19 protein-coding genes and 1 pseudogene are annotated in these 14,117 nt (G+C 39.9%); 11 read left to right on the top strand and 9 right to left on the bottom strand.

Features of this window, described 5'->3' with window-relative positions:
• Nucleotides 1-19: 19 nt before the first annotated feature.
• The gene (locus tag BLS28_RS12050; protein WP_091167152.1) at nucleotides 20-556 is read right to left on the bottom strand and encodes a 5' nucleotidase, NT5C type; all 537 of its coding nucleotides are present in this window, start codon (nucleotides 554-556) and stop codon (nucleotides 20-22) included.
• 231 nt (nucleotides 557-787) lie between these two features.
• Between BLS28_RS12050 and BLS28_RS12045 the strand changes: the two genes are divergently transcribed.
• Nucleotides 788-1,309 carry a 30S ribosomal protein S16 gene (locus BLS28_RS12045; protein ID WP_091167150.1) on the top strand — a complete coding sequence of 174 codons (522 nt, stop codon included), beginning with the start codon at nucleotides 788-790 and terminating at the stop codon, nucleotides 1,307-1,309.
• A 122-nt stretch (nucleotides 1,310-1,431) separates the two neighbouring features.
• Complete coding sequence (gene rimM, locus BLS28_RS12040; protein ID WP_091167147.1) at nucleotides 1,432-1,959, top strand: ribosome maturation factor RimM; 528 nt, start codon at nucleotides 1,432-1,434, stop codon at nucleotides 1,957-1,959.
• Nucleotides 1,960-2,094: 135 nt separating this feature from the next.
• Here the strand turns inward: rimM and BLS28_RS12035 are convergent, their stop codons facing one another.
• The 3 genes from BLS28_RS12035 to BLS28_RS12030 are packed head-to-tail and all read right to left on the bottom strand — an operon-like array spanning nucleotide 2,095 to nucleotide 3,463.
• A complete protein-coding gene (locus BLS28_RS12035) occupies nucleotides 2,095-2,352 on the bottom strand; it encodes a DUF805 domain-containing protein (protein ID WP_091167144.1) in 258 nt (85 codons plus the stop codon).
• Between the two features lie 37 nt (nucleotides 2,353-2,389).
• Complete coding sequence (locus BLS28_RS30790; protein ID WP_176844440.1) at nucleotides 2,390-2,530, bottom strand: hypothetical protein; 141 nt, start codon at nucleotides 2,528-2,530, stop codon at nucleotides 2,390-2,392.
• 3 nt (nucleotides 2,531-2,533) lie between these two features.
• Entirely contained in the window at nucleotides 2,534-3,463 is a 930-nt protein-coding gene (locus BLS28_RS12030; protein ID WP_091167142.1) for an IS1595 family transposase, read from the bottom strand.
• A 100-nt stretch (nucleotides 3,464-3,563) separates the two neighbouring features.
• Here BLS28_RS12030 and BLS28_RS12025 point away from each other — a divergent pair, with 100 nt between their 5' ends.
• The 7 genes from BLS28_RS12025 to trmD all read left to right on the top strand — a co-directional run bounded on the left by BLS28_RS12025 (nucleotide 3,564) and on the right by trmD (nucleotide 7,188).
• Nucleotides 3,564-4,205 carry a hypothetical protein gene (locus BLS28_RS12025; RefSeq protein ID WP_091167140.1) on the top strand — a complete coding sequence of 214 codons (642 nt, stop codon included), beginning with the start codon at nucleotides 3,564-3,566 and terminating at the stop codon, nucleotides 4,203-4,205.
• Between the two features lie 127 nt (nucleotides 4,206-4,332).
• Complete coding sequence (locus tag BLS28_RS12020) at nucleotides 4,333-4,767, top strand: hypothetical protein (protein WP_091167138.1); 435 nt, start codon at nucleotides 4,333-4,335, stop codon at nucleotides 4,765-4,767.
• A gap of 68 nt (nucleotides 4,768-4,835) precedes the next feature.
• Nucleotides 4,836-5,273: a hypothetical protein gene (locus BLS28_RS12015; protein ID WP_091167136.1), complete on the top strand. Its 438-nt coding sequence runs from the start codon at nucleotides 4,836-4,838 to the stop codon at nucleotides 5,271-5,273.
• Nucleotides 5,270-5,470: a helix-turn-helix transcriptional regulator gene (locus BLS28_RS12010; protein WP_090532259.1), complete on the top strand. Its 201-nt coding sequence runs from the start codon at nucleotides 5,270-5,272 to the stop codon at nucleotides 5,468-5,470. Before BLS28_RS12015 ends, BLS28_RS12010 begins: the two co-directional genes overlap by 4 nt.
• Before the next feature lie 16 nt (nucleotides 5,471-5,486).
• Nucleotides 5,487-5,876, top strand: coding sequence for a VOC family protein (locus BLS28_RS12005; protein WP_091167134.1), 390 nt, complete (start codon nucleotides 5,487-5,489; stop codon nucleotides 5,874-5,876).
• A 153-nt stretch (nucleotides 5,877-6,029) separates the two neighbouring features.
• Nucleotides 6,030-6,401, top strand: a complete 372-nt coding sequence (locus BLS28_RS12000; RefSeq protein WP_091167131.1) for a VOC family protein — start codon at nucleotides 6,030-6,032, stop codon at nucleotides 6,399-6,401.
• A 106-nt stretch (nucleotides 6,402-6,507) separates the two neighbouring features.
• Nucleotides 6,508-7,188 (top strand): tRNA (guanosine(37)-N1)-methyltransferase TrmD, encoded by a 681-nt coding sequence (gene trmD, locus BLS28_RS11995; protein WP_091167128.1) that lies wholly within the window; start codon nucleotides 6,508-6,510, stop codon nucleotides 7,186-7,188.
• Here the strand turns inward: trmD and BLS28_RS11990 are convergent.
• The gene (locus BLS28_RS11990; protein ID WP_143020743.1) at nucleotides 7,185-8,468 is read right to left on the bottom strand and encodes an ArnT family glycosyltransferase; all 1,284 of its coding nucleotides are present in this window, start codon (nucleotides 8,466-8,468) and stop codon (nucleotides 7,185-7,187) included. The two genes, trmD and BLS28_RS11990, sit on opposite strands and share 4 nt — an antisense overlap.
• Nucleotides 8,469-9,392: 924 nt before the next feature.
• Between BLS28_RS11990 and rplS the strand changes: the two genes are divergently transcribed.
• On the top strand, nucleotides 9,393-9,740 hold the full coding sequence (gene rplS / locus BLS28_RS11980; protein ID WP_090532282.1) for a 50S ribosomal protein L19: 348 nt from the start codon (nucleotides 9,393-9,395) through the stop codon (nucleotides 9,738-9,740).
• Nucleotides 9,741-10,430: 690 nt separating this feature from the next.
• Here rplS and BLS28_RS11975 read toward each other — a convergent pair.
• The 4 genes and pseudogenes from BLS28_RS11975 to BLS28_RS11960 all read right to left on the bottom strand — a co-directional run.
• Nucleotides 10,431-11,084, bottom strand: a pseudogene (locus tag BLS28_RS11975) (phosphatidylserine decarboxylase family protein); the annotation flags it as partial.
• Between the two features lie 26 nt (nucleotides 11,085-11,110).
• A complete protein-coding gene (locus BLS28_RS11970) occupies nucleotides 11,111-11,917 on the bottom strand; it encodes a phosphatidate cytidylyltransferase (protein WP_091167120.1) in 807 nt (268 codons plus the stop codon).
• Nucleotides 11,914-12,126, bottom strand: coding sequence for a putative signal transducing protein (locus tag BLS28_RS11965; protein ID WP_091167115.1), 213 nt, complete (start codon nucleotides 12,124-12,126; stop codon nucleotides 11,914-11,916). The genes BLS28_RS11970 and BLS28_RS11965 overlap by 4 nt, the downstream gene beginning before the upstream one ends.
• Nucleotides 12,127-13,071: a CPBP family intramembrane glutamic endopeptidase gene (locus BLS28_RS11960; protein ID WP_091167111.1), complete on the bottom strand. Its 945-nt coding sequence runs from the start codon at nucleotides 13,069-13,071 to the stop codon at nucleotides 12,127-12,129. It lies immediately after the preceding gene.
• Between the two features lie 39 nt (nucleotides 13,072-13,110).
• On the opposite strand from BLS28_RS11960, the gene dusB reads away from it, so the two are divergent.
• Nucleotides 13,111-14,103 carry a tRNA dihydrouridine synthase DusB gene (dusB, locus tag BLS28_RS11955; protein ID WP_091167108.1) on the top strand — a complete coding sequence of 331 codons (993 nt, stop codon included), beginning with the start codon at nucleotides 13,111-13,113 and terminating at the stop codon, nucleotides 14,101-14,103.
• Nucleotides 14,104-14,117: the final 14 nt, after the last annotated feature.

The following is a 14,117-nucleotide window of genomic DNA, read 5'->3' as shown; positions in this document are numbered from 1 at the left end:
TTACATGATAAACAAACAACTACAATAATTTCGCTGCAACTTCCTTCCAGGTATTTACCCGCTCATAGTCGGTAAGCAGCATGTTATGCGGCGAAGTATACAGGATCTTCCGGCCATTAAACGTGGCGAAGTTTTTGATCCGGTCATCTATCATGATATCCACGTCCAAAATCTTGTGCCCGCAAAAAATTATGTTTGTCCACGAAATAAATGGAAAATGTTCTTCCAGCCATTCCTGCTTATCCTCCAGCGAGTACTTGAACTCCATAGCAGCCGATGCTATGTACACGTCGTACTTTTCGTGCAGGGCCTTTACTACTTCCTGTGCATCCGGCATTACCGGGATATCCCTGAAAAAACCCCGTTCATTAATATAAACCCTTAGGGTTTCGCTTAAGTGCGGCGGCAGGATCTCCCTAAACTCCTTACCCTCCATATTGCCCAGGCTTATTTCTTCACCATGCCTTTCTTTATACATACTGATGAATTTGCCAATGGTATCGGCAATAACTTCATCCATATCAATAGCTACCCGTATTTTTCTGTTGATGCTCATGGCTGGTAAGTTCCGATTTTTTTAAATTATTGCAATGTTAAGTTTAAAAAACAGCTAAATAAACCGAATCAAGTCCTGCAAAAACAGCCATTCACCAGTCAACCCAATCAGCCATTCACTTCAACCATAAATAATTAATTATCAACCATTTTTAATTATGATAAAAATTAATACCTTTGCATCCCCGCAGAAAGAACTCCGGGGATAATGTTGAATACATAAAAATTTACAATGGCAACTAAGATCAGACTACAAAGACACGGTAAAAAAGGCAAACCTTTTTATTACATCGTAGTAGCAGACTCACGCGCTCCACGTGATGGACGCTTCATTGAGCGTTTAGGTTCATACAACCCAAACACTAACCCAGCAACTATTGACATCAATTTCGACAAAACTTTAGATTGGGTTAACAACGGTGCCCAGCCTACCGATACTTGTCGTGCTATCCTTTCATACAAAGGTGTACTGTACAAAAAACACTTACAAGGTGGTGTTAAAAAAGGTGCTTTAACCGAAGAGCAACTTGAAACCAAATTTGCTGAATGGTTGGATCAAAAAGACAGCAAAATCACTGGTAAAAAAACCAGCCTTAACGTTGCTAAAGACGAAGCCCGTAAAGCCGCTTTAGCTGCTGAAGCTAAAAAGAGCGAAGAAAAAGCCGCTGCTATTGCTGCTAAAAACGCTCCTGTTGCTGAAGAAGAAGCTCCTGCAGAAGATGCAGCAACTGAAGAAGCTGAAAGCGCAGAATAATTTTGAAAAAAGCGTACAGAACGCAGGAAAAGTAATTTATCTTGAATCTATACGTTTGATTTCTTAAATCCGAATAATGGCGAGGCAAACAGCTTCGCCATTATTGTTTAATTATATTTTAAATGAAAACTGAAGAGCATTTCAGGATAGGCAGCGTACTAAAAACCAAAGGCTTAAAAGGTGAACTACAGATCTACGTTGATTTTGATGGCATTGAAGCCATTAAATTTAACGCAGTGTTTATTGACATTGCGGGTAAAATGATCCCTTATTTTGTATCATCAATAAAGTATCTGCAAAAAAACAACGCCTACTTAAACCTGGAAGATGTTGATACCATTGAAAAAGCATCAACCCTGGTAAAGCGGGATATCTACCTGCCCGCTAAGCTAAAGCCAAAAAAGAAAAAGAACGAGTTTACCCTGAATGACGTGGAAGGCTTTATCGCTATAGATGAAACCCACGGTGAACTGGGCGAAATATTATCGGTGCAGGAATATCCGCAGCAATTGATAGCCACAGTTAAATACAAAAATAAGGAAGTACTTTTTCCGCTTAACTTAGAGATAATTAAAGGTATTGATGTTGAAGGCGGTGAGATTTACATTGACCTGCCCGAAGGGTTGCTGGACATTTACCTGGAAGGCTAAGTTTGATAGTCAAGACTTTTAGATTAAAGAAATAAGATTCCCCCATGCCCGTGTCCTCACGGGCATTTTTCATTTAACGGGATTTTAAAAAATATTTGTCAAATATATTGGTAACTATATATCAGTTGGGACAAGTTATTTTTTAAAGAATTGAATAATTAAAAAAATCAAACCAATAAAAGCGATGATTGCAGATAGTATAGCAGCCCACCAACCAGACTTCTCGAGTTTAGGCATTTTTCTTATTGAGTTATCAGCTTTCTTTCTGTGTGTTGCAATTATATGTTTTTCGCTATCTAAACTATTCCCTAAAGATTCATCTCGTTGAATTCCCATTGATCTTTTCAACAAATCATCGGCTGCGGTAATAATGTACTTATCTTTTTTAGGCATAAAAAAAGAGGCTTTGGTTGAGCCTCTTAAATTAATATTATTTATCTTCTTTTTTAGGTGGCAATTTAGTATTACCTGCCATCTTAATCATTTGTTCTAAAGTCCCGTCAAAACTTACCTTTCCCTCGTACTTCTCAGCGCGTGGTTTCGGTTCTGCTTTTTTCTTTTCTTTTGCCATATACTAAGCTATTAAAGATTTATAAGTTAAACGAACGTTATTCACGTTTTTGATAGCATCTTCAAACCTTACTACATCTTTTACTTGACGGGTGTTGTAACGGTATCCAAACTCATTACAATAGCGATGTAAATGTTTTGGTGATACTTGATGATAAATGCCAACTATCCCGCGTTTCAACTGGCTAAAGAAACCCTCAATAGTATTAGTGTGCATTGCACCCCTTACATATTCTTTACGAACGTGGTTAACTATCTCATGTTTGTAAGAATGTTTCAGACTACCATACATAGTTGAGCTGTCAGTAATGATTAAAGCGTTTTCTGAAATGTAAGCTTGAATTAAAGGCAATACATCTGAATATTTAACGCTATTTGCTTTAATAACATGGGTTTTAACAGTTCCAGTTTCACGCCCTACCATAGCAATAACCGATGTTTTCTTTGCCCAAACTTCGCCTGTCTCACGTAGTTCTTTACGTTTTGAATTGCTTTTGTTTTTAGTTGCACCACCAACATAAGTTTCATCAATCTCAACTGTACCGTCTAAATGTTCTGCGTTGTTAATATTCAGCATTTCGCGTATACGATGTAAAATAAACCATGCGGTTTTTTGAGTAATATTTAAATCCCGGCTTAATTGTAATGAACTAACGCCTTTTTTATGAGCAGTACATAAGTACATAGCAGCAAACCATAAACGCAATGAGATTTTGGTGTTTTCAAAAATAGTACCTGTAGTAACTGTGAATTTTTTATGGCACTCTTTTGCTTTGCATTTAAAGCCACGATTAGTTACATAAGCGCCAAAGTTACCGCAATGTGGACATGTAGGTGTTTCGCCCCAACGCGAAGCAGCCAGATAATTAATGCAGGTAGATTCTTCTTTGAAGAAATCTAAAACTTGAATCAGGCTGTTAAATTTTGTTGTCATTATCTTATCATTTGCTTATACAAATATAATATTAATAACAACATGGGACAAGTTTATTTGAAAATAGTTTTGTAGGTTAGTGATATAAAACCTAAATAAGATGACAGAAGAAGACACCCCAACAATGGATGAGTTCTATAAAAGAACAGGCTATGTAATTGTAATCACAATTGAACTGGAAAAATTCTTAGATGATTTTTTAAGCAAGCACTTCTGTTTTCAAATAAATAGACAAGAAGAATTTAAAAATCTTATTTTATACAATGAGAGGATTACTTTAGATTTTAAAAGAGAGCTTTTTACTTTAATATTAAAAAATGAATATAAAGATATATTAAAAACCCATCCAACTGTTATAACTGACTTGGGCAGATTACCAGAACATAGAAATCGGTTTGCTCATTTAAAAAAGGTCGGAATACTTGAAATAAAGGAACTTATTACAAGAAAAACTCAAGTTTGGAGTGGTATTAATGGTGACAAAACAATTGTTGTAACCGAGAATACTATAATTTTCAAAAGGTATAAAAACGGCTCTGTAAAGTTTTTGGGTTATGGTGAAAATGAAATTCAAGAAATGAAAGGCCAGTTAACAAACATAGCTAAATGTTTCATTGAGATTTATAAAATTATGGAAGAGCGTTATATGAATCTGCAATCTGATATTGCAAAAATAAGAATAGAAACCCTGATTGATATTAAAGAAAAAATTCTTAACACAGACCGGGACGGCCAGCTTTAAAAAATAAAACTAACCGTCTCCCTTCTGCAAATTTCTATATTACCTTTGTCCCAACTGATATATAGTTACCAATATATTTGACTTTTGTAAAGTTTACTTTACTTTTGGTAAGCCAAACTTTACAATCATGAAATCACGTTTTTTATTTCCGCACTATTGTCGATTAATCGGTTACTTGTGTTTTGTCATAGATATATTAAAAGCCGTTGCTTTAAAATTTATTTATCCCAAGGGCTTCGCCCAAACAGGAGATACTCCCAATATCTGGATGAATATCACAAACGACTTTAATATTATCATCGTTATCATCGGATTATTGCTTATAGCTTTCTCCAAAGAAAAAGATGAAGATGAGCATATTTCACAGCTGCGGTTGGACTCATTACAATGGGCGATATATGTAAACTATTGCCTTTTTCTGATCTTAGTCGTTTTGATACATGGTTTTAAATTTCTTGAAATCGTAGCCTACAATGTCATTACCCCTTTGATATTCTTTATCATCCGGTTTAGATGGAAGGTTTTTTTATTAAACAGAAGCCTCGCAAAAGAATCAAATTAAACTATAGTTGATTGAATAAGAAAAATTTAGAATACAGCCATCTTGTGTTTCGAGCAAATTTTACAATCATGAAATCACGTTTTTTATTTCCGCATTGGTTCAGGTACCTGGGGCTTGCGCTGTTCCTGATCCATATCCCCATCGTAATGTTTAAAAAAGAGATGGGCTTTAGCATGCATGAAGAACCTGTAAGCGACGACCTGTTTAACAGCCATCATATCTTTTTTATGACTACCACACTGCTCATGGCCATAGGTTTATTCTTTATCGCTTTCGCAAAAGAACGCATTGAAGACGAACAGATCTTTAAACTCCGGCTCGACTCATTGCAATGGGCCATTTATGTAAATTATATACTTTTGGTTGTGAGTTTAATATTAAGTAAAGACACCGAACATATTTTGTTTTTAAATTTATTGGTACCGCTTGTGTTTTTCATTGTGCGTTTCAGGTGGAAGATTTTTCAAAACAATCGCCTCATCAACAAGGAAGAGGGGCAGGCATGAAAAATAACATCCGGGTTGAGCGCGCCATCAAAAACATAACCCAGGCCGAGCTTGCAGAGCTTATCGGGGTGTCGCGGCAAACCATCAACACAATCGAAAGCAACCGGTATGTGCCATCCACCGTGCTGGCTTTAAAAATAGCCCGCGTATTTGGCAAACCTGTTGAGGATATTTTTTCGTTAGACGAAGAGGATTAATTAAACCAATATAACCATGGCAACAAAACCAAGCTTCGCGCCGCAGTTAGCCATTCCGCATGGTGTAACCGATATCAGCTTTTACATTAAAGCTTTGGGCGCGGTAGAACTCAGGCGATTTAGCAATGATGATGGCAGCATCCACGTATCAGAGCTTTCGATAGACGGAACTATCTTTCACCTGCACGAAGAAACCGAGCGAACGGCTGTGCTTTGCCCCGATACTACAAAGGCTACCACTGTAACCATCGGTGTTTTTGTTGATGACGTACATGCGGTGATGGAAGCTGCGAGGCAGGCAGGCGCAACAATAGCTTCGGAAGTAACAGACTGGGACTATGGTTACCGCCAGGGTGACTTTATCGACCCTTTTGGGCATCGATGGATGATTGAGAAGGTAATTTAAACAAAATACTTTTATAAACCATGTCATTGCGAGCGTAGCGCGGCAACCGCACGGAAGCATAGCCGCCCTGTATAGCATGCGATTGCCACGTCGTTCCTCCTCGCAATGACATAATTTTAGCGTTAGATTTTATCACTTTAACTTAGTAAAACCATGGCAAAGCAACCCATCTACGGCAATGGCAAAATATGTTATATCGAGATTCCAGCTACTGATATCAGCATATCCTCAAAGTTTTTTGAAACTGTTTTCGGCTGGCACATCCGTACGGATAATCACGGCTCCGCCTCGTTTGATGACGGCGTAGGAGAAGTAAGCGGCATGTGGGTAACCGGTCGCGAACCGATGGGCAAAGCAGGGTTACTGATCTCCATTATGGTTGATAATGCAGAAGCAACACTTAAACTGATAGAGGCTAACGGAGGTATCATTGTTCAACCCATTGGTAAAGATTTTCCTGAGATTACCGCACATTTTACCGATCCGGCGGGTAATTTATGGGGAATTTATCAGCATAGAGGATAGTCATAGAAGCAAGATTGCACGACTCAGGAATCAAGACAATTTCGGAGAGAGGACATTTTTCAGTAATCTTGCATCCTGATTCTTTTATCCTGAGTCTGAAGAAAATATGCGTTTCGATATCATTTCTGTATTACCCGGTTTGCTTGAAAGCCCTTTTGCACATTCTATTTTGCAGCGTGCGCAGAAAAAGGGGATTTCTGAAATTGTTGTTCATAACCTTAGGGATTATGCCACCAATAAGCAAAAAAGCGTGGATGATTATCCTTACGGTGGCGGCAGCGGTATGGTGATGACCATTCCACCTTTTGCGGCATGTATTGAAAAACTAAAATCAGAGCGTGATTATGACGAGATCATCTTCATGTCGCCCGATGGCGAAACCCTCAATCAGGCTATCGCTAACCAGCTTTCCATCAAAAAAAATATCATTATCCTTTGCGGTCATTACAAAGGTATCGATCAACGCATCCGCGACATTTATGTAACCCGCGAGATCTCGATAGGCGATTATGTACTTTCGGGAGGCGAACTGCCCGCAGCCGTACTGGTTGATGCCGTAGTGAGGCTTATCCCGGGGGTGTTAAGTGATGAAACATCTGCATTGTCTGATTCGTTCCAGGACGACCTGCTGGATGCCCCTGTTTATACCCGTCCGGCCGACTGGAACGGGCACAAGGTCCCCGAAATACTTTTAGGAGGCAACACACCCGAAATAGAAAAATGGCGCCACGAGCAGGCATTAGAGCGTACAAAAGCACGACGGCCGGATTTGTTGGATAAAGATTAAACAGCCGCTTCTTTAAACTTCAAGCTCATTTTGGGCATTTTATCAATAGTACAGGCTATCCAAAAAAACAGTATCGGCACTACAACATCCAATTGCCTCACGTAAGCACTTGCAAAGCCGCTAAGCAAAAAGTAAACCGTAAAAAGCAGCATGGTTAGCTTAACCGGATAGATGATCTGCTTTCGGTTAATTACACTTATGACCAAACAAATAACGGAAGCCCACAAAAGCAAGGATCCTGTAATAATGTTGCTTATTGTTTGAGTAACCTGATAGGTATATGAATAAGGAAAATCAAAAAGCATTCGCGAGATGTTGTAGAAGTAATTTTTTACAAATTTTTTAGGGGCGGATTTAATATTTCTGATTGCCGCTTTTTTAAAAAGTTCATCCTGCTCAACACCTTGATGCGCCATAATAAAAGATATCTCTTTGGCATGATTTGCTTGCAGCAGCGAATCGCCTTCGGTTGATTTAAATGGCATCGGGAGTATTGAGTTAGACAGATAGGGAGCCTTCCAGTCGCCATATTCCAAATCATAGGGCGAACTCATCCAGTACAAACTCATCCCTCCGGAATTTCCCCAGTAAAAAACCTTTCCGGTAAGGTGTTGGGTATAGGAAAGATAGGGCACTGTGGTAAGCAAGGCTATAGCGAAGATATATACCGCTTTAATACAAGATGTTCTTATCGCTTTTATGATACTTAACAGCAAACAGATGATAAAACAAAGCAATATTACATAACCAAAAATGATTTTGGTTAAGGCCAGGAAACCAATCAGAAAACCTGAAAGTACAAGGTATATTGTTTTATGCTTCACAAAATACAAGGTGACGCTGTATACAATACTTACTATTAAAAATGAAGTAAAAACTTCAGTATAAATAGCGGGCAAAAACTGGTAAAGATTAATATAAAATGCCCATATAATGGCAAATAACATGGCAAGCTTTTCCTTAACCAGATAGCGCAGGGCCTGATACAAAAACACGACCGACAGGTAAAAGAAAAGCGCGTTTAATAAGGTATACCAAATAACCGGTAAATGCAAAGCGGCACAAGGCATAAGTACAATAGGATAACCCGGACCGCTCCACAAATTAATATCAGGCGCGGGGGGCGAGTAAAAACCATGAATTAAGTTGGATGCAAAACCAACGTACCTGGGCTCATCGCCATATAACACCGGATATTTAAATTTCAATACACGATAAACGTAATAAACAAGGAAGGGTGACAACAGGAAATAGGGGCTTTGCTTTACATTAAAACGCATATGATATGGCATATATCAATGATACCAATTTATGGCCTATCTCCGGATATAATTATTCAAAATTCAACGCTTTGTTAAAAGGCAACCATAAACACTCGCACTCTGCAGCGATACGCTCATCAATTTTGCATTTAACCTGCTTTTAATTGGACTGATCTACACACTTATAGCTTACTTCACCGAGAAGAGACCCGTGCTGGGAATTATTGAAAAATAAAAAGCCGATTTATGGCATTACGAAATATACGATGATTCGAAATGCCTTATCAATCTTAACCCTTTTACGCTGCAAACAAGAAAAGCAGCGGGATAAACGATCATCAATGCGCCGAAGGACGGCGCGCTGAAAAACCTAACCAGATAGCTAACAATAAAAATTGCATTGACAATTATTGAGAAAACCCACCCAACCGGGTTGAGGACATTGTCTGTGTTAGTCGTCTGTCGATAGTAAATATATTGCAATGCTATACCAGATAACATTAAGCTTAGGACTATCCAATCGTAAGTATTTCTAAAAGAGTTTTGTTCCAACTTATTAAAGGTGATAAAAATAACGCCTCCCGCAATAACTGTTGGTATAAGGTTGATAAAGAATAACCACCTGGCAATATTGGAGGCTCTTGCAATAATTGAATCAATTGAGTTGCGCATGTCAGGCTTGGTTAGCATTGGCAATTTAATCAAAAACATGAGTTTAATAACATCGCCAAAGCGGCAATAGGTTTAACATTGCTGTCCAATTTTAAAAAGGGGTGGTTAACCCACGCAAACATCCCCTTATCTTTGCTAAAACCACAACCTACTGTTAATAAAAAAACTAAATGTGGAAATTTTTAAATTTGGCTTTCTTTTATTGAAAATAATCCCTATACTTGCAATCCGATTTTTACGGGCTAAAAATCGCATTAAGAGCTTAAAATCATGGATTTAGTAAAATTTGTTGAAGAGCAATCAGTAGAAAAAAAGCAGCTTCCATCCTTCAAAGCTGGTGATACTGTAAGTGTTCACTATAAAATCAGAGAAGGAAATAAAGAACGCGTTCAGGTTTACCAAGGTGTTGTTATTCAGCGTAACAGCGTTGGTGTAAGCGAAACTTTTACTGTGCGTAAAGTATCAAATGGCATTGGCGTTGAGCGTATCTTCCCTGTTAACTCTCCAAACATCGACAAAATCGAAGTTAACAGCGTTGGTAAAGTTCGTCGTTCTAAACTGTACTACCTGCGTGCCCTTACTGGTAAAGCAGCTCGTATCAAATCAAAACGCGTTTAATTTACCCAACCGCTTAGCGGTATATAAAAAATTAAAAGGCCTTTCTGAAGTAACTTCGGTAAGGCCTTTTGCTATGTGATGGTTTTTGAAAAACCGTCCTCTTAATCTATTGATTTTCAAATACGAAGGCAAAGGCAAGCTATCAAAGTAAACTACCGCGGGTTTGTAACCCGTGGTGAACCATGGCTTAAGCTTTCAGCTTAAGATGCCACTGAAGCTGAAAGCTTCAATCATGCCACTGTAAACGTTAAAGCATGGTGTAGAAGATTTCTCCTCACACCATTACTTTACCCTCCGCCTGTTCGTCGAAATGACAACAGGTTTTGCTTATGTAGATTGCATAGCACAAGCAACTATCCGGGCACAAAAAAAGCAGATGGATAACCCAACTGCTTTTTTAATATAAAATTCTAATTATTCGCTATCCGCTTCCTGTGCCGCATCACCACTATCAACTTTTTTAGCTTTTGATGCTGTTTTTTTCTTAACAGGTTTCTCTGCGCCGCTTTCTTCCACTGCCGGATTTTCAGCTGTCTCAGGATGATCAACTACCAATGACGGAGCAGGAGTAATGCTGTTCATAGTTGGTGTTTCCTCTACCAAAATGGCTGGTTCAACAGGTGCTGCAGGCGGCTCGGGAACAACAATGGCATCAGGTTTCGCAACTTCTTTTAAAGGCTCAGCGTCAACCAGCTCGGCTAAAATGGTACGACCGCCTTTTACTACATCGCCAATATTTACCAGGATTTTAGTACCTAAGGGCAGGAAAACATCCACCCTTGATCCAAACTTGATAAAGCCAAACTGCTGGCCCTGATCAACAACATCGCCTTCTTTAACATACCATACAATACGGCGGGCCAGCGCACCGGCTATTTGCCTGAACAATACGGTTACACCTTTGCTGTTTTCAATGGCTATAGTTGTACGCTCGTTCTCTGTTGATGACTTAGGGTGCCAGGCCACGAGGTATTTACCCTTGTGGTATTTAAAATAACTCACAACACCAGCAATTGGGTTGCGGTTCACGTGTACGTTAACCGGCGACATGAAAACCGATAATTGAATACGTTTATCTTTTAAAAATTCGGTTTCTTCAGTTTCTTCAATCACTACAACCTTGCCATCGGCAGGGCACAGAATAGTATTTTCGGCGGTTTCAATATCAAAGAACGGACTGCGGAAAAACTGCAGGATGATCAAAAATAAAGCACCCGAAAAAATATAAACTATCCATTTCAGCGTATGCGCAGTTGGCATGTAAAACTGGATGAGCGCATTTAAAACAAAAATGAACAGGATAGTAATAGCGAGTGAGGTATAGCCTTCTTTATGTATGGTCATTATTTATTGTGTTTAATACAAAACTACTAATTTGAAATTAAGTACAGGTATGCATATACAATTGGCGCGGCCATCAGCAAGCCGTCAAACCTATCAAGCAGGCCGCCATGGCCTGGTAATATGCCCCCCGAATCTTTTACGTTGAGGCTGCGCTTGAACATGGATTCAACCAAATCGCCCATGGTACCGAAGTTTGAGATAATAAGCGACATAATGATCCAGTCAAAGCAGTTGTACTCTGTATAAAAATGGCTCAAAATATATGCCGCAAAAGCACAGATCAGGATGCCGCCGATAAAGCCTTCCCATGATTTTTTAGGCGAATGCCTTTCGAATAACTTGTTACGGCCAAATTTGCTGCCCACCAGGTAAGCCCCGGTATCATTGCTCCACAGCATAATTAAAAAGCCAAGCGGCACGTGAAAGTTAAAAACACCATCGCCACGGGTAAAAGCCATCGCATGAAAAAACATGAACGGCACAACAGCCATCAGCAAACCCAAATAAGTGAAGCCAATATTAGTGAATGGCGCGGTAGATTTTTTATATAACTCGCCTATCGGAATAAAACTAAGCAGTATGGGCAGCAGTATAATGTATTTATATGCCGGGAAATAGCAGTTAGCTGCAAAAAAGAAGAACATGATTACGCCGGTAAGTGCCCCGGTAAAACGCTCGGGCTGCATACCGCCCTGTTTAACCAGTTTGTAAAACTCCAGCAAGCAAAACAGGCTCAATAACAGGTAAAAAACACTAAATACATACGGGCCTAACAAATTAGACCCGATCATTACGATAATAAAAAATAAGCCAGTGATGGCGCGTTGTTTCATATATTAATTTGATTGAGGATCATGATCTCAATAGCCTTACTAAAATCCTCCTGGTGAATATAAACCTCTATTTCGCCAAAGTTGCGGTGCGATGAATCCTGTTTATTCAGCAAAACGGTATCAATATGATTCCCGGTAAGCATTTGCTTAACAATTTCTGATTGGTAAAAATTAGTTGAAGTAAAAATTTTGACCCAGTTTTTTTCCATTTAACTCAACAGCGGGCTTTTTCCTTTAGCAGTATTTCTGTACATAAAAAGCAAAATTAAAATAATTATCAGGCTTAAAGCATAGCTCTGGTAATTAAATACGTGCTGATCGTTAGGATCAAGGGTAATGCGCTTTTGCGAATACAGGTACAGGATCACCACCTGGGTGGCATTGTTTAAAAAATGCGCCCAAACGCTTGTCCAGATACTGCCGCTCCACATTACAAAATAGCCAAAAAACACGCCCAGCGCCACACGCGGTAAAAAGGTAAAAAACTCCATATGAAAGGCACTGAAAAGGATAGCAGTAATCCAGATTGCCGCATGCGGATTACCTGTCCACCTAATCATGATGGTTTGCAAACACCCCCTGAATAAAAACTCTTCGGCAATAGCCGTTAACAACCCAACAACCAAAACCGCAAATAACATGTCTGATATCGTTTTCATTTGCAGCATAGCTTCTGTAGCTTTTTGGGCCTGGGCTTCCATGGCCCGCAAGGCATCCTCAAGGCCTTTCAAAGAAGCAGGCAAAGCCAGTTTCTGGTTAACGTTTACCAGTACTTCCATAACCGGCGATGAGCAGATCATGATGGACAGGATCAGCAGTAACAGCACCGGCGGAAATTTGGGGGTAACCTTCAAATAATCTACAGGTTCCTTTACTATAAAGCGCGCAAAAATTACAGGGGCAAGATACAAAGGCAGCGTAGTGCTGATGATTTGCAACGTCCACAAAGCAGCGCCAACATTCGGGTTTCGGGTATTAAAAGTAAACGTATCAGTAAGCGTTTGTGACCCAAATATCACCCCGATAATTCCGGCAGCTATTAAACCGCACACAATCAGCATCCCTATAGTTAGCGCAATCAGTATTATAAATTGTAAAAACGGCGTTATTTGACTTCCCTGTGGCTGAGGGCTTTGATATGAGGCTTTTATCATTCGATGTAAAATTCGTATTTTTGCAGGCTAAAGATAAGGATGTCTGTACAAATAGGAAATATTGATTTAGGGGAGTTCCCGCTGCTGCTGGCACCGATGGAGGATGTGAGTGATCCACCCTTCCGTTATGTGTGCAAGCAAAACGGCGCGGATATGATGTATACAGAGTTTATTTCAAGCGAAGGCCTGATCCGCGATGCGGCAAAAAGCAGGCAAAAGCTGGATATTTTTGAATACGAAAGGCCTATCGGCATCCAGATCTTCGGCAGTGATATTGACCACATGCGCGAAGCTACTGAAATAGCTACGCTGGCCAATCCCGATTTAATGGATATTAATTATGGCTGCCCGGTAAAACAGGTGGCCTGTCGAGGTGCCGGTGCAAGTTTATTGCAGGATATTGATAAAATGGTTGCCATGACCAAAGCGGTTGTTGAGGCCACGCATTTGCCGGTAACTGTAAAAACCCGCCTTGGCTGGGACGATAACACCAAAAATGTTTACGAAGTTGCCGAACGCTTGCAGGATGTGGGGATCAAGGCACTTACCATACACGGCCGTACCCGCTCGCAGATGTATAAAGGCGAAGCCGATTGGTCGTTGATCAGGGATATCAAAAAAAATCCGCGGATAAAAATCCCCATTTTCGGCAATGGCGACATCGATTCGCCCGAAAAGGCCGCCGCATGGCGTATGGAATATGAGGTTGACGGCATGATGATCGGTCGTGCGGCGATTGGTTATCCATGGATTTTCCGCGAAATAAAGCACTTTTTTAAAACCGGCGAATACCTGGATAAGCCAACAATTGCCGAGCGCGTTGCAGCCTGCCGGGCCCATTTATACAAATCAATAGAGTGGAAAGGCCCTAAAACGGGCATTTTTGAGATGCGCAGGCATTACTCTAACTACTTTAAAGGTATAGATCATTTCAAAGAGTTCAGGATGCGTTTTGTTACTGCCCCTGACCTTGAAGCAGTTGACCAGATATTGGCCGAGATCGAAGAAAAATATGCCATCGAAATGGCTTAATATTTGCTCCCTTT

The organism is Mucilaginibacter gossypii (assembly GCF_900100945.1).
GTDB lineage: Bacteria > Bacteroidota > Bacteroidia > Sphingobacteriales > Sphingobacteriaceae > Mucilaginibacter > Mucilaginibacter gossypii.
The sequence above is the reverse complement of the archived record's forward strand: the minus strand, read 5'-3'. Positions and strand labels throughout refer to the sequence as shown.